We start from the raw sequence: 19,905 nt of genomic DNA, 5'->3' as shown, positions 1-19,905 counted from the left end.
TTCGTTTCGGGCCGGCGGCGGGGGCGCCTGCCTCGGTCCGGGCGGCACCCGCGGTCCGGCCTGTTGGCCGGACTGCTCTGCGCTGCTCGCGCTTGCGGCCCTGGCGCGCAACTCACTTCGCTCGCTGCGCTCGCTTCGTTCGGACAGGCGCGCCAAGTCGGATTTTACGAAGCGCGCTGCGCGCGCGGGCCGCAAGCGCTGTGCTGCTCGACGCGGGGTCCTGATCCCCCGGACCGACGCAGGCGCCCCCGCCGCCGGCCTCTTTGTCGGCTGCGGGATTGTTGACTCGGTTTGACCTGGTTCGCTCAGATTGGCTCGGCTCGGCCCGGCCTGGCCCGGTCTGGCTCGAGCCGCCATCGCATCCAGCCCAGGCGGGCGCCTCGCGCTTCGGGCCTGCCTCGACGGCGCCGAGCCGCGCAGGAGCCGCGGCCCGCGCGCGCAGCGCGCCTCCACAACTGACTCGGCGCGCCTGTCCGAACGAAGCGAGCGCAGCGAGCGAAGTGAGTTGCGCGCCGGGCCGCGACTCCGAGCAGCGAGGGTAGTCCGGCCGTCTGGCCGGACCGCCGTCGCGGCAGGCCCGAAGCGCGAGGCGCCCGCCTGGGCCGCGCCGCCCGTCGAGCTCGAGCTTGAGCCCGAGGTCGAGGTCGAGCCGAGCCGAGCCGAGTCAGTCCACCACCGTCTGCGACTGCTCCCGCATGTACAAGGGCAGGTACCAGAACGACCCGATCGCCTTGCCGGTGCTGCCGCTGGCCTTCCAGCCGCCGAAGGGCTGGTAGCCGGGCCAGGCGCCGGTGGTGGCGCCCTGCGGGCGGTTCACGTAGACCACGCCTGCTTCGATCCGGTCCAGGAAGCCGTCGATCTCGTCGGCGCCGCCGTAGAAGCCGGCGGTCAGCCCGTAGTCCGATGCATTCGCCAGGGCGATGGCCTCGTGGACCGATTCGACCTCGTCGATCAGCACCAGCGGGGCGAACTGCTCCTCGCGCCACACGTAGTGGTCGCGCGGCGCGGCGGCCACGGTCGGCGCGACGAACCAGCCGCGCTCCAGCGCGCCTTCGGTGAGCAGCCGACCGCCAGCCAGGATGGTGCCGGCCTCGCCGATCGCGTCGACCGCGCGGCGAAAGCGCTCGCGGGCCGAACGATTGATCACCGGGCCCATCCAGTTCTCGCGCAGGGTCGGGTCGCCGACCTTGATGGCGTCGGTAAGCGCCACCAGCCGGTCGCGCAGCTCGGCGGCCGCGCCGCGCTGCACGTAGACGCGCGAGCAGGCCGAGCACTTCTGGCCCTGCAGGCCGAAGGCGGAGCGCACGATGCCGGCTGCCGCGCGCTCGAGGTCCGCGCGGTCGCTGACGATGGCCGCGTTCTTGCCGCCCATCTCGGCGATGCAGGGCCGTGGCCAGCGGCCTCCGGCGAACTCGCGCGCGATCGACATGCCGACCTGCGCGGAGCCGGTGAAGGTGATGCCGGCGACATCGGGGTGGCTGGCCAGCGCCTCGCCGATGGTGCTGCCGGGGCCGGTGACGTGGTTCAGCACGCCGTCGGGCAGGCCCGCGTCGCGGAAGGCCTGCATCAGCAGCGTGCCGCTCAAGGCGGTGTCGGACGCGGTCTTGAACACCGCGGTGTTGCCGGTGACCAGCGCGGCGCCGACCGGCCCGCCGGCCAGCGCGAACGGGAAGTTGAAAGGCGCGATCACCGCCCAGACGCCGTAGGGGCGCAGCCGTGTGCGGTTGTGGCTGGTGAAGCCGGTCAGCGGGTCGTTGGGCAGGCGCCGGTCGAAGCCCTCGTTCTCCTCCATCCGGTCGCAGTACCAGGCGATCAGGTCGGCGGTCTCCTGGACCTCGCCCAGCGACTCCATCCGGTTCTTGCCGACCTCGATGGACAGGCAGGCCGACATCGCCCAGACGCGCTCCTCGATCAGCGCCGCCGCGCGGCGCAGGATCGCCACGCGCTCGCGCCACGGCGTGTGGGACCAGGCCGGGAAGGCCTCGCGCGCGGCGCGGACCGCCTGGCCGGCGTGCGCGGCCGTGCCGTTCTGGAAGCGGCCGAGCAGCAGCTCGCGGTCGATCGGCGATCGGAGTTCGAAGCAATCGTCGGCGGTCACCGCGTGCGCGCCGACGCGCATCGCGTGCTCGGCGCCCATCGTCGCCCGGGCCTCGCCCAGTGCGGCGTCGAAGCGCTCGTGCAGCGAAGCGGGCGGGTCGAACATCGTCGAGTAGGTGAGCTTGTAGGTCTGCTCGGTCATTGCATCGGTCTCCACGGGAAGGGATCGGTCGATGTTAGCAGCGCGAGCGGGTATAACCGGGGGTGAGAAGCCGACAGCGAGGGAGGCGCCCATGGCGAGGATCGAATCGATCGAAACAGGACATTTCAGGATTGCCCCGGAGACCGAGATCGCGGACAGCACGCACGGCGACATCCGCGCCTTCGAGCTGAACACGGTCAGGATCCGCGACGCCGACGGCGCGCAAGGGTTCGGCTACACCTTCACCGTCGGCCGCAACGGCGCCGCGATCGCCGCGACGCTGCGCGTCGAGATCGCCGAACTGCTGCGCGGGCGCGAGGCGGACGACATCGCCCGTCGCTGGCACGAGTGCTGGTGGGCGCTGCACTACGGCGGACGGGGCGGCGCGGCGGTGCTCGCGCTGTCGGCGGCCGACATCGCGCTGTGGGACCTCAAGGCGCGCCGCGCCGCGCTCCCGCTCTGGAACCTGCTCGGGGGATTCGATCCGGCTGTGCCCTGCTACGCGGGCGGCATCGACCTGCAGCTCGACGTCGGCGCGCTGATCGCGCAGACCGAGCGCAACCTCGCCCGCGGCTTCCGGGCGATCAAGATGAAGGTGGGCCGTGATCGGCTGTCCGAGGACGTCGAGCGCGTGCGGGCCATGCGCGGGCACCTCGGCGCGGATTTCCCGCTGATGGTGGACGCCAACATGAAGTGGGGCATCGACGAGGCGATCCGGGCGGCCCGCGCGCTGCAGCCCTTCGAGCCGCTGTGGCTCGAGGAGCCGATCGTGCCCGACGACCCGGCCGGCCACGCGCGGGTGCTTCGCGAGGGCGGGTTGCCGATCGCCGCCGGCGAGAACCTGCGAAGCGTCTGGGAGTTCAGGCAGCTGATCGCGGCGGGCGGGGTCAGCTTCCCGGAGCCCGACGTGACGAACTGCGGCGGCGTTACCGCCTTCATGAAGATCGCCCACCTGGCCGAGGCCTTCAACCTGCCGGTGACCTCGCACGGCGCCCACGAAGTCACGGTGCACCTGCTGGCCGCCTGCCCGAACCGCAGCTGGCTGGAGGCCCACGGCTTCGGCCTCGAGCGATTCGTGGCCGAGCCGCTCCGGATCGTCGACGGGAAGGCGATCGCCCCGGACCGGCCAGGTCATGGCATCGAGCTCGACTGGGACGCGCTGGCGCGCTGCCGCGCCTGATGCAGCCGGCTTGGGAAGGCGCATAATCCCGGCTTTCCTCCCGCATCCTGCTTCGTGCGGCACCTGCTTCCGGTCGCGAACGTCTTCGGACTGCTGACCATCGTCTTCGCCCTGACGATGGGCGTTCCGCTGCTCGACTCGCTCGCCCAGGCCGACGGGGCCACCGACGTCTACCTGGAGGCGATGCTGGCCACCCTGGCCGGCGGCGGCCTGCTCGCGGCGGCCACCTGGCGCCACCGGCGCGAGCTGCATGCGCGCGACGCCTTCCTGCTGGTCTCGATGGTCTGGGTGGGGCTGCCGGCTTTCGGCACGCTGCCGTTGCTGCTCTGGTTCGGGCAGGCCGGTACGCCGCTGTCCTTCACCGATGCCTACTTCGAGACAGTGTCCGCGCTCACCACCACCGGCTCGACCGTGCTCACCGGCCTGGACGCGCTGCCGTCGTCGATCAACTTCTGGCGCTGCCTGATGCAGTGGATCGGCGGCATGGGCATCCTGGTGCTGGCGGTGGCCATCCTGCCGCTGGTGGGCAGCGGCGGCATGAACCTGTTCCGCGCCGAGAGCGCCGGCCCGCTGAAGGACACCAAGCTGACCCCGCGGATCACCGAGACCGCCAAGGGCCTCTGGAGCGTGTACTGCGGCATCTCGCTGGCCTGCGTGGTGGCGTATCGGGCCGGGGGCATGGACTGGCCCGACGCGTGGATGCACATGTTCACCACGATGAGCCTGGGCGGGCTGTCGAGCCACGACGCGAGCTTCGGCCACTTCCAGTCGCCGCTGCTCGAGTGGATCGCGGTGTTCTTCATGCTGGCGGCGAGCTGCAACTTCGCGGTGTACTTCATCGCGGTCTATCGGCGATCGCTGCGCCCGATCCTGGCCAGCCTCGAGACCCGGATGACGCTGGCCACGATGATCGGCGCGAGCCTTTTCGTGGCGATCTACCTGTGGTGGCTCGAGGTCTACGCGGACCCGCTCGAGGCCCTGCGCTACGCGAGCTTCAACCTGGTGTCGATCGCGTCGACCACCGGCTTCGCGTCGACCGACTATGCCACCTGGCCGGTGTTCGCGCCCATCCTGATGATCCTGCTGTCGTGCTTCGCCACTTCGGCGGGCTCGACCGGCGCGGGCATCAAGATGATCCGGGCGATCATCCTCGCGAAGCAGGCGGCCCGCGAGCTGGCCCGAATCCACCACCCGAAGGCCACGCTGCCGCTGCAGGTCGAGGGCGTGTCCGTGGAGAACAAGGTGGTGTTCTCGGTGCTCGCCTTCATGCTGATGTACGGCGGCACGGTGATCGTGACGACGCTGGCGCTGATCTTCTCGGGCCTGGACCCGGTGACTGCCTTCACCGCGATCCTGGCCAGCGTCAACAACATGGGCCCCGGCCTGGGGCCGGTCGGCCCGGCCGGCAACTACGCAGTGCTGACCGACTTCCAGACCTGGATCTGCACGATCACGATGCTGCTCGGCCGGCTCGAGATGTTCAGCCTGCTGGTGCTGCTCACGCCGGGCTTCTGGCGGCGCTGAGCGCCGCTTGCATCAGCCCGTCGACCCGGCCTTCCCGGCCGCCGCGGCGGCCGGCGTGACGGGCCGCGAGATCATCAGCTGGCTGGCGACCGTGGCGGCGATCAGGCCCGCGCCGATCAGGTCGGTCACGATGCCCGGCTTGATCAGCGCGAACGCCGCGCCGATCAGCATGGCCCGCTCCCAGATCCGGGTGGCGCCGAAGAAGAAGTAGCTGTGCAGGCCCCCGGCCAGGCACATCACGCCCACCGTGGCGCTCACGATGGTCAGCGCGATCGTGGAGGCCTCGCCGATCAGAAGCAGCGACGGGCCATACACGAACATGAAGGGGATGATGTACCCGGTGAGCCCGAGCTTGACCGCCGCCCAGCTGCTTTCCATCAGGCCCGCGCGCGAGATGCCGTTGGCCGCGTAGACCGCCATGGCCACCGGCGGTGTGATCGCCGACAGCACCGCGAAATACAGCACGAACAGGTGGGCCGCCTCGACCTGCACGCCCAGCTTGACCAGCGCCGGCACCAGCAAGGCCACCTGCACGATGTAGGCGGGCGTGGTGGGCAGGCCCATGCCCAGCACGATGCCGGCGGCCATCGTGAGGATCAGCGCCAGGATCAGCGAGTTCTGAGAAAGCGCCAGCACGACGCCGGTGAAGCTCAGGCCCAGGCCGGTCAGCGTGATCGTGCCGATGACGATGCCGGCGCAGGCGCAGGCCAGCGCCACGATCACCGTGTTCTTGGCGCCGGCCTCGAGCGCGTCGATGATCACCGGGATCGTGAAGGTCCTGCGGGTGTTCGCGCGCAGCCAGGTGGTGGGCACCACCGAGGCGATCCCGCACAGCGCGGCGAAGGCGGCGCTGAAGCCGGCGAGCAGCACGCCGATGATGATAGCCAGCGGCAGGAACAGGTGGCCGCGTTCGCGCAGCACCTGGCCCACCCGCGGCAGGTCGGGCTTGGGCAGCCCGACCAGACCCACGCGGCGGGCCTCGAAGTGCACCGCCATGAACACGGCGAGGTAATAGAGGATCGCCGGCAGGATCGCGAAGGTGGCCACCGTGAGGTAGGACACCCCCAGGAACTCGGCCATCACGAAGGCCGCCGCGCCCATGATCGGTGGCATCAGCTGGCCCCCGGTGGAGGCCACCGCCTCGACCGCGCCGGCGAAGGCCGGCCGGTAACCGGTGCGGATCATCAGCGGAATGGTGAAGGTGCCGGTGGTCATCACGTTGGCCACCGCGCTGCCCGACACCGTGCCGAACAGGCTGCTGGTGATGATCGCGACCTTGGCGGGCCCCCCCGAGGTGTGGCCGGCCAGCGCGAGCGCGAAGTCCATGAACAGCTGCCCGGCGCCGCTGCGCTCGACGAAGGCGCCGAACAGGATGAACAGCATCACGTAGGTCGCCGACACGTAGAGCGGGATCCCGAAGATGCCCTCGGTCGTCAGGTACAGCTGGTCGAGCATGATCCCGATCGACTGGTTGCCTGCGGTGAGGCCGTACAGCAGGAAGGCCAGCGCGGTGATGGGCAGCGCCCAGCCGGTCGCGCGGCGGGTCGCCTCGAGCAGCAGCAGGGTCAGGCCGCCGCCGAAGACGTAGTCGAGGACGATCGGGTCGTCGACGTAGTACATCCGGTTCTGGATGTACTGCAGGTTGAAGGTCGGATAGAGCGCCGACGCCGCGGCGGCGATCAGCAGGATCAGGTCGAAGGCGGTGGGCGCGCGCCGGCCGAAACCCGGAAACATCAGGAAGGCCAGCACCATCGCGAAGGCCAGGTGCAGCCCGCGCATCACATAGGCGTCGGGCGGCCCGACCTGGGCCACGTACAGATGGAAGACCGACATGCCGACGCCGGTAAGCGTGAGCAGCCATCGAGTCAGGGAGGCGGGCAGCGTGAACATCGTCAGGCGTCCTGGGCAGGTACCGGAAGGAAAAACGACGGCGGCCCGCCGTCAGGCCAATCGTCCGACGGCGGGCCGCATGGCCGCGAGGGCGGCCCGGGCGCTTACATCACGCCCTGTTCCTTGTAGAACTTGGCGGCGCCCTTGTGCATCGGCACGCCGATGTCCTCGGCCATGACCTTGGGGGTGGTCTTGCCCATGACCTTGGCGATCGCGGTCAGGTCGGCGTTGTTCGCGACCATCCCCTTCAGCACGTTGTAGACCACCTTCTCGTCGAGGTCGCAGCGCGCGATCAGGTGGGTGGCGTAGCCGACGGCCTGCACGTCCTTGTCCTGCTTGGGATAGGTGCCGGCAGGGATCGTGAGCTTGGTGTAGCCCGGATTCAGCTTGCGCATCGCATCGAACTTGTCGTCCGGGATCGGGATCAGCTTGATGTCGCGGGCCGAGGCCAGGTCCATGACCGACGAGGCCGGGATCGTGGTGCCCAGCGTGAAGGCCTGCGCGTTGTTGTCCTTCATCAGCGAGACCGCGTCGGTGTAGGACACGTGGCTCACCCGCGCCATGTCCTTGTAGCCCAGGCCGTAGACCTCGAGCGCCTGCACCGTGATGAACTCGGCGGTGTTGCCCTTGGGCTGGACCGCGATCGGCTTGCCCTTGAGATCGGCGAGCGTGTTGACGCCGGAATCGGCGTTCGCGACGATCTGCAGATACTGCGGATACAGCGTGGCCACGTTGCAGACGTTCTTGGTGGCGGTGTCGAAGGGCGCGCGGCCCGCGACGCCGTCGACGGTGGAGATCGAGTTGCCGAAGCCCATGTCGGCCTTGCCCGCCTCGACCGCCTTCACGTTGGCGATGCCCGCGCCCGGCAGCACCTGGATCTTGATGCCCGCGGTCTTGTCGGCGATGTTGGCCATGGCGCCGCCGAGCGGGTACCACGAGCCGCCCTGAGGGCCGGTCATCAGCCGGACCTGCTGGGCCTGGGCCGCGCCGGCGGCGAGCATGGTGGCGCCCATGGCGGCGGCGATTGCGATCTTCCTGGTCTTGACGCTCATCGTGTTGTCTCCTCTTTGTGTACAGAGCGGGCGACGGCCGCGCAAGCGCGGGTCCTCGAGGCGCATGGTATTACAGGTCGGCCGGTCGCGTTGCCGCCGGCCGGCCTCGCCGTTTCAGCCGCCGCGCGCGGCCGTCTCGGCCTGGAACCGCTGCGTGGCGTCCTCGACCGCCTTCGAGTGGACCGCCGCCAGCTCGGGGCGAGCGGCGCGCGCCCGCGCCGACGCCGCCATCGTGGGCTCGTGGTGACCCTGGAAGCGCGGGAACACGTGGCGTGCGATCAGCTCGTAGCTGCGCCGGGTGGCGTCGAAGTTCGCCCAGTTGTGCGCCAGCATCAGGTAGGCGCCGAAGCCGCCGTTCGATTGCTTCCAGAGCCGGTCGATCTGGGCGGTGACCATGTCGGGCGTGCCGATCGCGCCGAAGCCCGAGTCGTTGATGAAGGAGACCATCTCCTTGATGTTGCTGCCCGGCACCGCCATCTGCGGGAAGGCCGCCACCGCCTGGAAGTAGTTGAACCAGTGCTCGATGCCGTACTCGACGTCGCGGTACGCCTGGTCCATCGTCTCGGCGCAGTGCACCAGGCCCACCAGTCGCCACTTGCTGCGATCGACCTTCGTGCCGTAGTGGGCCGCCTGCTGCTCCATCACGTTCCAGTGCAGTGCCAGCGCGTCGAAGCCGGCCGCGGTGGTCGCGCCGATCGACAGCAGGCCGGTGCCGTGCATGCCCGCGAGCTTCGGGCCCGTCGGGGACGCCACCGCCGCCACCGCCACGTCGAACAGCGGGTTCGAGTAGGGACGCAGGTGCAGCCGCGCGTCGCGCAGGTCCCAGCGGTCGTTCTTGAAGGTGACCGGCTCCTCGGAGGTCAGCAGCTTCATGATGACGCCGAGCCCGTCCTCGAGCAGGCCCCGGGTCTGCGACTGCGACAGGCCGATCATGATCCCGTCGCTCGGCAGCGACCCCGGCCCCACGCCGAGCATGACCCGGCCGCGGGTCAGGTGGTCGAGCTGCACGATGCGCTCGGCGACCCACAGCGGGTTGTGATACGAGACGCTGACCACCCCGGAGCCGAGCCGGATGTGCCGCGTGCGCTGCGAGGCCACCGCCATGAAGATCTCGGGCGACGCGCTGATCTCGGTGCCGGCGGAGTGGTGCTCGCCGCACCAGGCTTCGTCGTAGCCGCAGCGGTCCAGCCACTGGATCAACTCCAGATCCTGCTCGAGCGCGAGGGTCGGATTGATGCCGGGCTTGTGGAAGGGCGCCAGGAATATTCCGAAGCGCATGCGGTGGGTCATCGTGTGCTCCTCGTGGTGGGGTAGTCTGTCCGGACGGAACGCCCTGCCGAATGTGTCTTCGGCTCTGCCCGCTCGCTTATATCGCGCCGCGGTTCGCGATGTCCACAGAATCCCCGGGCGCCAGGGGGTGGGTGAACCGTTTCCGGCACGGCACGCGGCATGCTCCGGCCTTGCGCGGTTATCGTTCGCAGGCAAATCGATCGGGAAGGAAATCGCATGTCGGAATCACCCCTCATCGTCGGCATCGGCGGAACCACGCGGGTCGGATCGACCTCCGAGCGCGCTGTCGCGACCGCGCTGCGACGGGCCGAAGCGCTGGGATGCGCCACGATGGCCTTCGGCGCCGGGGCGATGCCGACCGAGCCCTACGACCCCTCGCGTCCCGACCGCAGCGAGCAGGCCCGGGCGCTGGTCGCGGCGCTGCGGAGCGCCGATGGCGTGATCATCTCGACCCCCGCCTATCACGGCGGGATCTCGGGCCTGGTGAAGAACGCGATCGACTTCGTCGAGGACATGCGCGACGACGCCCGCGTCTACTTCGAAGGGCGGGCGGTGGGCTGCATCGTCTGTGCCGACGGCCCGCAGGCCCTGGGCTCCACGATGGCCTCGCTGCGGGCGATCGTCCACGCGCTGCGCGGCTGGCCCACCCCCTACGGCGCAGCGCTCAATTCGCGGTCGCGGCCATTCGGCGGCGACGGCATCGAGGCCGATCTGGCTGCGATCCGCGCCTGCGAGCTGGTCGCCGACGAGGTCGTCGCGTTCGCCCGGACGATGCGGCGGGGGTGACCCGAGGCGGCGCGGTCGAGGAACGCGCGGCTTCCCGGCCCCGGATGCCGGGAATGCCCCCACGTGCCGCAGGGCTTCGTTGACGGCACTGCGGGGCGGCTGGTTCAATCCGCGCTCCTCTCCAGGGGAGTAGCCGGCGCAGGGTCGCAGGATCCCGGCGCCGCGGCATCGTCATTACGGTGCCGGTCGGGCTGGCAACCGACCGGGCGCCCGGTGTCGTGATCCGCAGCGCTCGGGCGCGCGGTTGGCAAGACCAGTGAGGACCTTCGACAAAACCGTCGTCCGGCCCCTGCCAGGTCGGTGAAAAGGTCTTCCCGATGATCTCCATCGGCACGCCGTTGCTGTGGTCGCTCTTTGCGGTCTTCGTTCTGGTCGCGCTCGCGATCGACTTCTTCGCCATGAACCGCCAGGGCGCGCACGCCGTCTCGATGCGCGAGGCGGGAGTGTGGTCCCTGATCTGGGTCGCGGTCTCCTTCGTGTTCGTCGGCTGGCTCTGGTGGTACCTGGGCGGCACGTCCACCGACGAGGCCGCGAGCGCGCTGGCCGACGCCAAGGCGCTGGAGTTCGTGACCGGCTACCTGGTCGAGAAGGCGCTCGCGGTCGACAACATCTTCGTGTTCCTGATGTTGTTCACCTATTTCGCGGTGCCGGCCGAGTTCCAGAAGCGGGTGCTGATGATCGGCATCATCGGCGCGCTGGTGCTGCGCGCGGTCATGATCCTGGTGGGCGCCTGGCTGATCTCGCAGTTCCACTGGGTCATGTACGTGTTCGGCGCCTTCCTGGTCTTCACCGGCATCAAGATGTGGTGGGCCGCCGGGCAGGAGCCCGACCTCGACTCGAACCCCGCGCTGCGCTGGATCAACCGGCACATGAAGATCTCGCCGCGCTACGACGGCGAGCGCTTCTTCACGATGGAGAACGGGGTGCGCATGGCCACGCCGCTGTTCGTCGTGATCCTGCTGATCGGCATCGTCGACGTGGTGTTCGCGGTCGACTCGATCCCGGCGATCTTCGCGATCACCACCGATCCCTTCATCGTGCTGACCTCGAACGTGTTTGCGATCCTGGGCCTGCGCGCGATGTACTTCCTGCTCGCCGGCATGCACGAGCGCTTCCACCTCCTGTCCTACGGCCTGGCGGTGGTGCTGGTGTTCATCGGCACGAAGATGCTGCTGATCGACGTCTACAAGATCCCGATCGTCTGGTCGCTGGGCTTCACCGTGACCACGCTGGCGGTCACGATGCTGCTCTCGCTGCGGATCCCGGCGCGGCCGGGCGAGGCGGGCAGCGCCTACCCGTTCGGGGCGAAGAAGCGCGAGGCGCAGGCGGCACAGGAAGGGCGCTGATCGGCTCGGCGTGCACGCTGGTAGTGTCCGGAGTCAAATGCAGAATTGCTTGAAGGCAGGTGGCGATGAATACTCGCGAAAGCGAGTATTCATCGGGAGGCTTGGATGTAACATCTAAGGGTTTCGATTGCGAGCGGAGGCGAGCCCGGCGGGATGGAGCGCGCCGCGCTCCTCCGCGATAATGCGCCCATGGGCTGTAAGATCGTCGCTGTCGGAAAGCGCCGAGATGGCGGGATCCGCTATTGGTGCTTGGAGCACCACGCCAACGCAACGGCCAAGTACGGAGTGGCTGCGGAGCAGTGTGTCGCGGCGGATGATCCGCCGATCACGGCTGAAGAGACGCTGCACCTGGACTTCGCGGACTACCCCGGCGGCGTCGCCCTGTGGGGGTCGGTGCCGGCCGTCTACGACACGACCAGCCAGCCGACCGATCGCGGCATCCACGTCCACGCCAGATCCGCAAAGGGCGGCCTCAAGGACATCGACAGGACCTACCGCCGGCTGCGCATTCCCCTCCAGGCGGACCTGCTCTCGGATGGCTGGGTCGACGTCGACGAGATCGACGCGATCAACTACATGGTCTCCGGCGTCTTCGGCTTCGAGACGATCTCGGTCAGGTGCGTCTACTGCGGCTTCCCACACCTGGACCGCGACTGGTTCGCCGTGCACTCGCACCGCAAGCACCAGTGCCACGGGTGCGGCCGCCAGTTCTCGGACACTGCCGTGGGAGTCGGCAATCCCATCGCCGAACTGCGCCACATGCTAGGCGCGAGGCCCACCAAGAAGCGCAAGGCTCCCGATTCGATCTCGATCAAGCAGCGCGACTACCCGGGCGGCATCCAGATTTGGGGATCAAATCCCGCGATCCTGTGGACGTCGTCCGATCCCGAAATGACGGGCATTCACCTGCACGCCTTCAAGACCGCCGACCAGGAGATACCCGACGTCGACGAGACTTACGCCAAGGTCACGATCGACGGCATCAAGCTGGATCCTGAGCAGGTTCGGACCTACATGGCCCAGTCGGCCATGCCTCACCTGGAATGCCGCGTCGTGGATCTTACGTGCCCGCACTGCGGCGAGGCCCACTTTGAGCGCGGCAAGCACGCCTTCACTCCCCACGTCGATCACGAGTGCCATTCGTGCGGCGAAACCTTCCAGGCCCCGGGCCAGTTGAAGAAGACGATTGGGAACCCGTTCGTGGGCCTGCGCAGGAAGCTCGGGCTGAACGCCACCGGCCCGGTGCGCGAGGACAAGCTCGGGCTGCGCCCCGAGACGATCTAGGGCTGGAAGTCGGCCAACGACTTCTTGGGGAGAAAGCCCCCCAGGCGCTTCATCTGCTCGTAGGCGGCAAACGCCTCCTCCGCTGTCAACAGCCCTACGACGACGGCCTCGCGAAGCAGGCCCACGGTTCCCGTCATGCGTGCAATGCCTATCTCGCGCTCGACCACCCTACGGGCAGCCCCATCGTCGCAGGCGACCGAGCAGTCCAAGGCCTTCGCGGCCAGGATGCACTCGGTCTCGCCCGGACCCAGCTCCCAAACGGCAAGCGCGTCCTCATATTCCCCGGCGTCGATCGCGGTGTCGTCCACCCAGTCCAGATCTCCGCGCTCGACGGCAGCCTTGATCGCCTTGACGACGGTGCGCGACTCGCGCCGGACTTCCGGACTGATCTGAAAAATCCTGCCTGGAAGCGAGAGAACCTCGGCGAGGACCTCGCCGTTGTCTAGGTTGATCAATGTGGAGGCGTCGAGGACGACGATCACGCGCTGATTTCCGAGTTCGCGAGCACGATGGCCGAGACCGGAACGTTCAGCAGTTCCGCGGCTTTCCCCAGCGACAGCTCGCCGGCTCTCACTTTCGCCGCGGCGGACTGCAAGAGCGCGGGCGTCGTTTCGATGATTAGTTCTTGGCGCGCCGGGACGCCGACGTCGGCGGCGAATTTCTCAGGGTTCTTAAAGTCATCCTGCAGGCGCTGATAGAAGGCGCGCGCGCCGCTGGCGGGCAGCAATCCGAACGATTCGAAGCGCCTAGCGGCGACTTCGAAGCTGACGTGGAACAGATGCGCGATCCAAGCGATCTCCGCGGCGCCCAAGGGCTGCTGCGAGATGCCGAGTTGCTCGCGCACGACTTTCAGAGCGCTGAGCACGCCGTGCTGGGGCAGCAGGACGGCAGAGGCGAAGGCATCGGCGAACTTCTCCTCGGCGCGCCGTGGGCTTCGCGACCAGTCGGCCTCCTTGTCCAAATGTGCGTAGCCTTGGGCGCGGCGGTCGTGATGAGCGACTAGGTGCCCGAGCTCGTGGGCGACGGTGAACAGCATGCGCGGCTTGAAGGTGCGCGGTCCGATCACCACGATCGCGTGGCCCTCCACGATGGCGGACACTCCTTCGACCGTAGGGTCGCGCGAGAAGAGCAGCAGCACGCCCAAGGCGGCGAGGGCCTGCGCCAAGTGCGGGAATGGCTCGAAGTCGTCGATACCTCCGAATTCCTTGCGGAACAAATCCGCGAAACCAGGCGCGTTCGCAGGCACCGGCGCCATGCCGCGAAAGAGGTCCAGCCAAGCGAGATCCGAGCGCAGCCCATGGGCGATGGAGAGCGCGTCGCGGACCTGGGCTGAGAGCACGTCGACATAAGACGCGACCTCCACGGCTTCTCGCTGCTCCAACGTCTGCCGGAACAGCATCTTGATCGGCTCGGCAGCCTCGCGCTCGCGCTCCATGAGGCTCGATACCGGGACCTGCAAGGCCTTAGCGATGCCGCGCATCTCCCCCAGCGTTGCCTTTGCGCCACCCGCGACTTGCTTGAACCTCTCGGGAGTCATGCCGGCCTTCTTGGCCGCCTTCTCCATGGTCAGATTCTTGCTCGCAATGTGGGCAGCGATGTTGGTCACGAGCGCGCCTCTCGCTTGATGTCGTCGAGCGCGCGCAGCAACTGGTCGACTTGGGCGTGCGACAGTTTGCGCCCCCGTCCGACTACCTGCTGCATGCGATGCCCGGGGACGTCGAAGATGTTCGACAGGATGCCTACCGAGCGGTCGCGGCCGATCTCGACCTCCTTCGGAGTTACGAGCATCACCGGGTTCTTGCCTAAGATGTAATTTTTGATCCGGCTCTCGAACTTTTCGCGGTCGCGCTTGTCGTGGTCGTCGAGCGGGTGTTGGGTTCCGTCCGGCAGGGCGATGATGTTCCCGGCCCGCTGCGTGCCCTCGAAGCGCACCGCGTTCTCGGGGCGATGCCGGAGCGCCTCAAGCTGGTCATCGAGCTTCTTGTCGATCTGCATGCCCCCGATGACGTATTGGGGGATGGTCCGCCCGCGGCTCCCGCTGATCACGAAGATGTGGTCTCCCGGCTTCACCATGCGCCTCAGGTCTGGCCTGCACGTGCCCATGGAGGGCTTCGAGGAGCTGAGCATCGGATCCACGAGGGCGAGCCCGGCTCCTGGGTCGGAACCAGGCGACACGAAGATGTAGCTAGGCATAACTATCCTTTGTAGCGTACCTGTATTTTTAACCAGTACTAATTCTTGCGCAAGAGCCTATTGCTCGCGGCCGCCGGCGTTGCGGCGGACGATTCGGCGTTCGCCCTGCCGGACTTCCCTTGGGCTTTGTCGAATGGAAATTCGAGTCGGAGCGCCTCGTTGTTCTTGACGGAAGCGACGAAGCGGCTTCGATTGGTGATGGTCATCTGACGGTGTCCTCAGGCTGGAAGGAACCGTGGAGGCAGACCAAGCGGTGGTATACGGACTGAGAATTTCCCGCATACCTGCTCAGCAGAGGTGAAGACGGATGCGTTCCGTCCGCTCAACCGACGCGCTTTTGCACAGATTTGGCACGGCTGGGTGCCGGACGGGTTTCCACAAAGCAGATCGGACACCGAATAGTGCCCAGTCTAGAAGAAAAATCTTGGTCGGGGTGAGAGGATTCGAACCTCCGGCCTCTACGTCCCGAACGTAGCGCTCTACCAGGCTAAGCTACACCCCGATGATGGTGCGTCGATCCGCTTGCTCGGGCCGCTGGCGTCGGGAGAACCGGCCCTTGCCGCGGGGGCTGAAACGTGGCGCCTGACGCGCCTTCAGCGATCCCGCGAGATCGAGTAAGTCGGCAAGTATAGCAGGGCTTCTCGGCAGGCGGAAGCGGAGTCGTCGGATGCGCTGCCGGCGAGCATCGTTTCCAGGGCGGCCAGCGCCGATGCCGACTCGATGCGGGCCCTTTCGCGGGTGTAGTCCAGCGCGCCGGTGCGCCGGATCGCGGCCAGGATCGGGTCGAAGGCCTCGGTGTGGCCCTGCTCGATGGCCTCGCGCACCAGCGTGCGCTCGGCCTGGTTGCCGTGCGCGATCACGTGGATCAGGGGCAGCGTGGGCTTGCCTTCGCGCAGGTCGTCGCCGACCGTCTTGCCGATGTCCGCGGTGATGCCGGAGTAGTCGAGCACGTCGTCGATCAGCTGGAAGGCGGTGCCCAGGTGGCGGCCATAGGCGGCCGCCGCGGTCTCGACTTCCGGGCTCGAGGCGCACAGGATGGCGCCGATCTGCGCCGCCGCCTCGAACAGGCGCGCGGTCTTGTAGCGGATGACCTGCAGGTAGCGGCCTTCGTCGGTGTCGGGGTCGTTGCAGTTGATCAGCTGCAGCACCTCGCCCTCGGCGATGGTGTTCGTGGCGTCGGCCAGCACGCGCATGATGCGCATGTCGTTCACCTCGACCATCATCTGGAAGGCGCGCGAGTAGAGGAAGTCGCCCACCAGCACCGAGGCGGCGTTGCCGAAGGCGGCGTTGGCGGTCTGGCGGCCGCGGCGCAGGGCGGACTCGTCGACCACGTCGTCGTGAAGCAGCGTGGCGGTGTGGATGAACTCCACCACCGCGGCCAGCAGCCAGTGGTGGCCGGGCCCCCGGTAGCCGAGCGCCCGGGACACCAGCAGCAGCAGCACCGGCCGCAGGCGCTTGCCCCCGGCGCCGATGATGTAGTCGGCGACCGTATTGATCAGGGCGACCTCGGAGCCGAGCCGCTCGCGGATCACGCGGTCGGTCTGGGCCAGGTCGGGGGCGAGGGCAGGGAAGAGTTCGGCGGGTTTCATCGGCAAGCCGTGAGGGCCGGCCGATTATAGACGGACTGCCAGAGCCTTTGACGCACGGCCGAGTTTGAAGGACAATATAGGGTTTTCGGTTCCCGGCGGCCGGGATTGCGCTCGCTTTGCGGCGGGCGCGCTGGGTCGGCGGGTGTTCTTTTGATTGAAGAGGTTCCCATGTACGCGGTCATAAAAACCGGCGGCAAGCAGTACAAAGTCGCTGCCGGCGAAAAACTCAAAGTAGAACAGATACCGGCGGACATCGGAGCTGAAATCACGATCGACCAGGTGCTGGCGGTCGGCGCAGGCGACCAGCTTTCGGTCGGCACGCCGCTGGTGGCAGGGGCGACGGTTTCGGCGACGGTGCTTTCCCAGGGCCGGCACGACAAGGTCCGCATCTTCAAGATGCGTCGCCGCAAGCACTATCGCAAGCAGCAGGGCCACCGCCAGAACTACACCGAGCTGTTCATCAGCGGGATCACGTCGGCGGCCGGTTCGGTGAAGGCCGACCTCCCGGTTCGGGCCGACCACCCGGTTCGGGCCGACCACCCGGTTCGGGCCGAAGCCCCCGCGGCAGCGCAGCCGGCCGGCGAGTAAGCCGTCCCCGATCAAGTCAGGAGTCACATACCATGGCACAGAAAAAGGGCGGCGGTTCCACCCGGAACGGCCGCGATTCCCAGCCGAAGATGCTCGGCATCAAGGCATACGGCGGCCAGACCGTCAGCGCGGGCTCGATCATCGTGCGCCAGCGCGGCACCCGCTTCCATGCCGGCGAGAATGTCGGCCGGGGCAAGGACCACACGCTGTTCGCGCTGGTCGACGGCCAGGTGCGTTTCGCCGTGAAGGGCGAGAAGCAGCGCAGCACGGTCAGCATCGAGCCGCTGCAGCAGTAATCCTGCTGCGTTCGGCACGAAAGCCCCGCAGCGCGGGGCTTTTTTCGTCTGGGGGTCTGGAATGAAGTTCATCGACGAAGCGCACATCGAGGTCATCGCCGGCGACGGCGGCAACGGGATCGTGTCGTTCCGTCGCGAGAAGTTCATCCCGAAGGGCGGTCCCGACGGCGGCGACGGCGGCCGCGGCGGCAGCATCTGGGCCACGGCCGATCGCAACATCAACACGCTGGTCGATTTCCGCTACCAGCGCAGGTACCAGGCCCGCAACGGCGAGCGCGGCCGCGGCTCCGACCAGTACGGGGCGGCCGCCGAGGATGTCGAGCTCCGCGTGCCGGTCGGCACCCAGGTCATCGACGAGGACAGCGGCGAGCTGCTGTTCGACCTGACCCGTCACGGCGAGCGCGTGCGCCTCGCCAAGGGCGGCGAAGGCGGGCTGGGCAACATCCACTTCAAGTCGAGCACCAACCGGGCGCCGAAGCAGTGCACGCCGGGCACGCCGGGCGAGCAGCGCCGGCTCAAGCTGGAGCTGAAGGTGCTGGCCGACGTCGGCCTGCTGGGCATGCCCAATGCCGGGAAATCCACGCTGATCGCCGCGATCAGCAACGCGCGGCCCAAGATCGCAGACTATCCGTTCACCACGCTGCATCCCAACCTGGGCGTGGTGCGGGTCGGCGCGGGCAAGAGCTTCGTGGTGGCCGACATTCCCGGCCTGATCGAAGGCGCGGCGGAGGGCGCGGGGCTGGGCATCCGCTTCCTGCGCCACCTGCAGCGCACCCGCCTGCTGTTGCACCTCGTGGACATGGCGCCGGTCGACCCCGGCGCCGAGCCGGCGCGCGACGCCCGCGCGATCCTGAAGGAGCTTCGCAAGTACGATCCGGATCTCGCCGCCCGCCCGCGCTGGCTGGTGCTGAACAAGATCGACATGATCCCGCCCGAGGAACGCGAGGCGCGCATTGCCGACTTCGTGAAGCGCTATCGCGGCCGCGGCCGCAGCGCGATCCCGGTCGAGCGGGTGTTCGCCGTTTCCGGTCTCACGCGCGAAGGTTGCGAGCCGTTGTGCCTGGCGGTCAACGAGTACCTGGAGTCCATCAGGGAACCCGAGCCCGCGGTGGTCGACGTGCGTTTCGACCGCGATGCGCCGGCGGTGGACGATCCCCGCTTCGGCCCGCGCGGCGCGGCGCTGAGCGAGTCGGCCGAGCGCGGCAACCGCGACATCGAGCACGCGGCGGCGCTGCCGGATCGCGGCAATCCCGACATCGAGCGCGCAAGCCACGATTCGCCCCGCGCCGACGGTTTCGGCGGCGCCGACGAGCGGTCGTGCGCCGACGAGGCGGGCGGAGACATCGAGCGTGGCTGACGACCGGAACGAGGCCGGGCAGCGCGAGGCTGGCGGCGCCGGCGGGGGGCGGTCGGGCGCCGGACAGGCCCTGCGGGTCGCCGCCCACGTGCCCGAGTCGGTGGTCCGCGACGCTCGTCGCATCGTGGTCAAGGTGGGGTCCACCCTGGTCACGAACGAGGGGCGCGGCCTCGACGAAGACGCCATCTCGCGCTGGGGCCGCCAGATCGCCGAGCTGCGCGCGATGGGCAAGGAAGTGGTGATGGTGTCCTCGGGCGCCGTGGCCGAAGGCATGAAGCGCCTGGGCTGGGCCAGGCGGCCCAAGGCGATGCACGAGCTGCAGGCCGCCGCCGCCGTCGGGCAGATGGGTCTCGCCCAGGTCTACGAAACGCGCTTTCGCGCCCACGGGCTGGCCACCGCCCAGGTGCTGCTCACCCACGACGACCTGGCCGATCGCAAGCGCTACCTGAACGCGCGCTCCACGCTGCTGGCGCTGCTCGAACTGGGTGTGGTGCCGATCATCAACGAGAACGACACGGTCGTCACCGACGAGATCAAGTTCGGCGACAACGACACGCTGGGGGCGCTGGTCACCAACCTGATCGACGCCGACGCGCTGGTGATCCTGACCGACCAGTCGGGCCTGTTCACCGCCGACCCTCGCCGCGACCCGCAGGCGGGCCTGCTCGAGCGGGTGGTGGCCGGCGATCCGGTGCTCGAGACCATGGCCGGCGGCGCCGGTTCGTCGATCGGAAAGGGTGGGATGATCACCAAGGTGCTCGCCGCCCGGCGCGCGGCCAGCGGCGGCGCCCACACGGTGGTGGCCTCGGGGCGCCAGCCTGAGGTGCTGGTGAGACTGGCCCGCGGCGAGTCGATCGGCACCCAGTTCATCGCGCAGACCCCGCGGCTCGCCGCCCGCAAGAAGTGGCTGGCCGATCACCTGCAGCTGCGCGGTTCGGTGCGCCTGGACGAAGGCGCTGCGCGCGCGCTGGTGGCGGGCGGCCGCAGCCTGCTGCCGATCGGCGTCACCGAGGTCAGCGGCGAATTCGAGCGCGGCGAGGCCGTCGCGATCCGCGACCCCGAAGGCCGTGAGATCGCCCGCGGCCTGATCAACTACTCCAGCTCCGACGCCCGCCGCATCATGCGCCGCCCCAGCGCCGAGATCGAGACCATCCTCGGCTTCATCGAAGAACCCGAGCTGATTCACCGGGACAATCTGGTTCTGCGCTGAAAGCGCAGAACCAGATTGCGGCGCAGGCTGACTTGCCGCAGGCAAGTCAAGCCCGCGAAGCGGGCGGCCGGAGCCACAACA

16 protein-coding genes, 1 tRNA gene and 2 pseudogenes are annotated in these 19,905 nt (G+C 68.5%); 9 read left to right on the top strand and 10 right to left on the bottom strand.

Annotation, left to right across the window (positions count from 1 at the left end; genetic code table 11):
• Nucleotides 1-664: 664 nt before the first annotated feature.
• The gene (locus tag FHP08_RS04055; RefSeq protein ID WP_147702996.1) at nt 665-2,239 is read right to left on the bottom strand and encodes an aldehyde dehydrogenase family protein; all 1,575 of its coding nucleotides are present in this window, start codon (nt 2,237-2,239) and stop codon (nt 665-667) included.
• A 91-nt stretch (nt 2,240-2,330) separates the two neighbouring features.
• Here FHP08_RS04055 and FHP08_RS04050 point away from each other — a divergent pair, with 91 nt between their 5' ends.
• Together FHP08_RS04050 and FHP08_RS04045 are read left to right on the top strand one after the other, a co-directional pair.
• Complete coding sequence (locus FHP08_RS04050; protein ID WP_147702995.1) at nt 2,331-3,419, top strand: mandelate racemase/muconate lactonizing enzyme family protein; 1,089 nt, start codon at nt 2,331-2,333, stop codon at nt 3,417-3,419.
• Nucleotides 3,420-3,473: 54 nt separating this feature from the next.
• On the top strand, nt 3,474-4,943 hold the full coding sequence (locus tag FHP08_RS04045; protein ID WP_147702994.1) for a TrkH family potassium uptake protein: 1,470 nt from the start codon (nt 3,474-3,476) through the stop codon (nt 4,941-4,943).
• Nucleotides 4,944-4,955: 12 nt separating this feature from the next.
• Here FHP08_RS04045 and FHP08_RS04040 read toward each other — a convergent pair whose 3' ends face one another.
• From FHP08_RS04040 to FHP08_RS04030, 3 genes are all read right to left on the bottom strand, one after another.
• Nucleotides 4,956-6,833 (bottom strand): TRAP transporter permease, encoded by a 1,878-nt coding sequence (locus FHP08_RS04040; protein ID WP_147702993.1) that lies wholly within the window; start codon nt 6,831-6,833, stop codon nt 4,956-4,958.
• Nucleotides 6,834-6,937: 104 nt separating this feature from the next.
• Nucleotides 6,938-7,885, bottom strand: coding sequence for a TAXI family TRAP transporter solute-binding subunit (locus FHP08_RS04035; RefSeq protein WP_147702992.1), 948 nt, complete (start codon nt 7,883-7,885; stop codon nt 6,938-6,940).
• 114 nt (nt 7,886-7,999) lie between these two features.
• A complete protein-coding gene (locus FHP08_RS04030) occupies nt 8,000-9,175 on the bottom strand; it encodes an LLM class flavin-dependent oxidoreductase (protein ID WP_147702991.1) in 1,176 nt (391 codons plus the stop codon).
• Nucleotides 9,176-9,391: 216 nt separating this feature from the next.
• Here FHP08_RS04030 and FHP08_RS04025 point away from each other — a divergent pair, with 216 nt between their 5' ends.
• From FHP08_RS04025 to FHP08_RS04015, 3 genes are all read left to right on the top strand, one after another.
• Nucleotides 9,392-9,961, top strand: coding sequence for an NADPH-dependent FMN reductase (locus FHP08_RS04025; RefSeq protein ID WP_147702990.1), 570 nt, complete (start codon nt 9,392-9,394; stop codon nt 9,959-9,961).
• Nucleotides 9,962-10,278: 317 nt separating this feature from the next.
• Nucleotides 10,279-11,307: a TerC family protein gene (locus FHP08_RS04020; protein ID WP_147702989.1), complete on the top strand. Its 1,029-nt coding sequence runs from the start codon at nt 10,279-10,281 to the stop codon at nt 11,305-11,307.
• 153 nt (nt 11,308-11,460) lie between these two features.
• A complete protein-coding gene (locus FHP08_RS04015; protein ID WP_225879015.1) occupies nt 11,461-12,591 on the top strand; it encodes a hypothetical protein in 1,131 nt (376 codons plus the stop codon).
• Here FHP08_RS04015 and FHP08_RS04010 read toward each other — a convergent pair.
• From FHP08_RS04010 to FHP08_RS03990, 6 genes are all read right to left on the bottom strand, one after another.
• Nucleotides 12,588-13,073, bottom strand: a complete 486-nt coding sequence (locus FHP08_RS04010; RefSeq protein WP_147702988.1) for a hypothetical protein — start codon at nt 13,071-13,073, stop codon at nt 12,588-12,590. The two genes, FHP08_RS04015 and FHP08_RS04010, sit on opposite strands and share 4 nt — an antisense overlap.
• On the bottom strand, nt 13,070-14,197 hold the full coding sequence (locus FHP08_RS04005) for a helix-turn-helix domain-containing protein (RefSeq protein WP_147702987.1): 1,128 nt from the start codon (nt 14,195-14,197) through the stop codon (nt 13,070-13,072). Before FHP08_RS04005 ends, FHP08_RS04010 begins: the two co-directional genes overlap by 4 nt.
• Nucleotides 14,194-14,727 (bottom strand): hypothetical protein, encoded by a 534-nt coding sequence (locus FHP08_RS04000; RefSeq protein ID WP_147702986.1) that lies wholly within the window; start codon nt 14,725-14,727, stop codon nt 14,194-14,196. The genes FHP08_RS04005 and FHP08_RS04000 overlap by 4 nt, the downstream gene beginning before the upstream one ends.
• A gap of 95 nt (nt 14,728-14,822) precedes the next feature.
• Nucleotides 14,823-14,990 (bottom strand): hypothetical protein, encoded by a 168-nt coding sequence (locus FHP08_RS18395; RefSeq protein WP_187272156.1) that lies wholly within the window; start codon nt 14,988-14,990, stop codon nt 14,823-14,825.
• A gap of 219 nt (nt 14,991-15,209) precedes the next feature.
• Nucleotides 15,210-15,286 (bottom strand) — tRNA-Pro (locus tag FHP08_RS03995).
• A gap of 91 nt (nt 15,287-15,377) precedes the next feature.
• Nucleotides 15,378-16,373, bottom strand: coding sequence for a polyprenyl synthetase family protein (locus tag FHP08_RS03990; RefSeq protein ID WP_147702985.1), 996 nt, complete (start codon nt 16,371-16,373; stop codon nt 15,378-15,380).
• A gap of 168 nt (nt 16,374-16,541) precedes the next feature.
• On the opposite strand from FHP08_RS03990, the pseudogene rplU reads away from it, so the two are divergent.
• From rplU to proB, 4 genes and pseudogenes are all read left to right on the top strand, one after another.
• Nucleotides 16,542-16,850, top strand: a pseudogene (gene rplU, locus FHP08_RS03985) (50S ribosomal protein L21); the annotation flags it as partial.
• Nucleotides 16,851-16,993: 143 nt separating this feature from the next.
• Nucleotides 16,994-17,257, top strand: a complete 264-nt coding sequence (rpmA, locus tag FHP08_RS03980) for a 50S ribosomal protein L27 (protein ID WP_147702983.1) — start codon at nt 16,994-16,996, stop codon at nt 17,255-17,257.
• Between the two features lie 61 nt (nt 17,258-17,318).
• A pseudogene (obgE, locus tag FHP08_RS03975) lies at nt 17,319-18,386 on the top strand (GTPase ObgE); the annotation flags it as partial.
• Between the two features lie 316 nt (nt 18,387-18,702).
• The gene (proB, locus tag FHP08_RS03970; protein ID WP_147703125.1) at nt 18,703-19,824 is read left to right on the top strand and encodes a glutamate 5-kinase; all 1,122 of its coding nucleotides are present in this window, start codon (nt 18,703-18,705) and stop codon (nt 19,822-19,824) included.
• Nucleotides 19,825-19,905: the final 81 nt, after the last annotated feature.

The sequence above is a fragment of the Zeimonas arvi genome, from assembly GCF_008039575.1.
In the GTDB taxonomy this organism is placed as follows: Bacteria; Pseudomonadota; Gammaproteobacteria; order Burkholderiales; family Burkholderiaceae_E; genus Zeimonas; species Zeimonas arvi.
The sequence above is the reverse complement of the archived record's forward strand: the minus strand, read 5'-3'. Positions and strand labels throughout refer to the sequence as shown.

Bases quoted from the DNA above. Each gene is read 5' to 3' on its own strand.
- FHP08_RS04055 (WP_147702996.1), bottom strand. From the start codon at position 2,239: ATGACCGAGCAGACCTACAAGCTCACCTACTCGACGATGTTCGACCCG.
- FHP08_RS04050 (WP_147702995.1), top strand. From the start codon at position 2,331: ATGGCGAGGATCGAATCGATCGAAACAGGACATTTCAGGATTGCCCCG.
- FHP08_RS04040 (WP_147702993.1), bottom strand. From the start codon at position 6,833: ATGTTCACGCTGCCCGCCTCCCTGACTCGATGGCTGCTCACGCTTACC.
- FHP08_RS04035 (WP_147702992.1), bottom strand. From the start codon at position 7,885: ATGAGCGTCAAGACCAGGAAGATCGCAATCGCCGCCGCCATGGGCGCC.
- FHP08_RS04030 (WP_147702991.1), bottom strand. From the start codon at position 9,175: ATGACCCACCGCATGCGCTTCGGAATATTCCTGGCGCCCTTCCACAAG.
- FHP08_RS04025 (WP_147702990.1), top strand. From the start codon at position 9,392: ATGTCGGAATCACCCCTCATCGTCGGCATCGGCGGAACCACGCGGGTC.
- FHP08_RS04020 (WP_147702989.1), top strand. From the start codon at position 10,279: ATGATCTCCATCGGCACGCCGTTGCTGTGGTCGCTCTTTGCGGTCTTC.
- FHP08_RS04015 (WP_225879015.1), top strand. From the start codon at position 11,461: ATGGAGCGCGCCGCGCTCCTCCGCGATAATGCGCCCATGGGCTGTAAG.
- FHP08_RS18395 (WP_187272156.1), bottom strand. From the start codon at position 14,990: ATGACCATCACCAATCGAAGCCGCTTCGTCGCTTCCGTCAAGAACAAC.
- FHP08_RS03990 (WP_147702985.1), bottom strand. From the start codon at position 16,373: ATGAAACCCGCCGAACTCTTCCCTGCCCTCGCCCCCGACCTGGCCCAG.
- rpmA (WP_147702983.1), top strand. From the start codon at position 16,994: ATGGCACAGAAAAAGGGCGGCGGTTCCACCCGGAACGGCCGCGATTCC.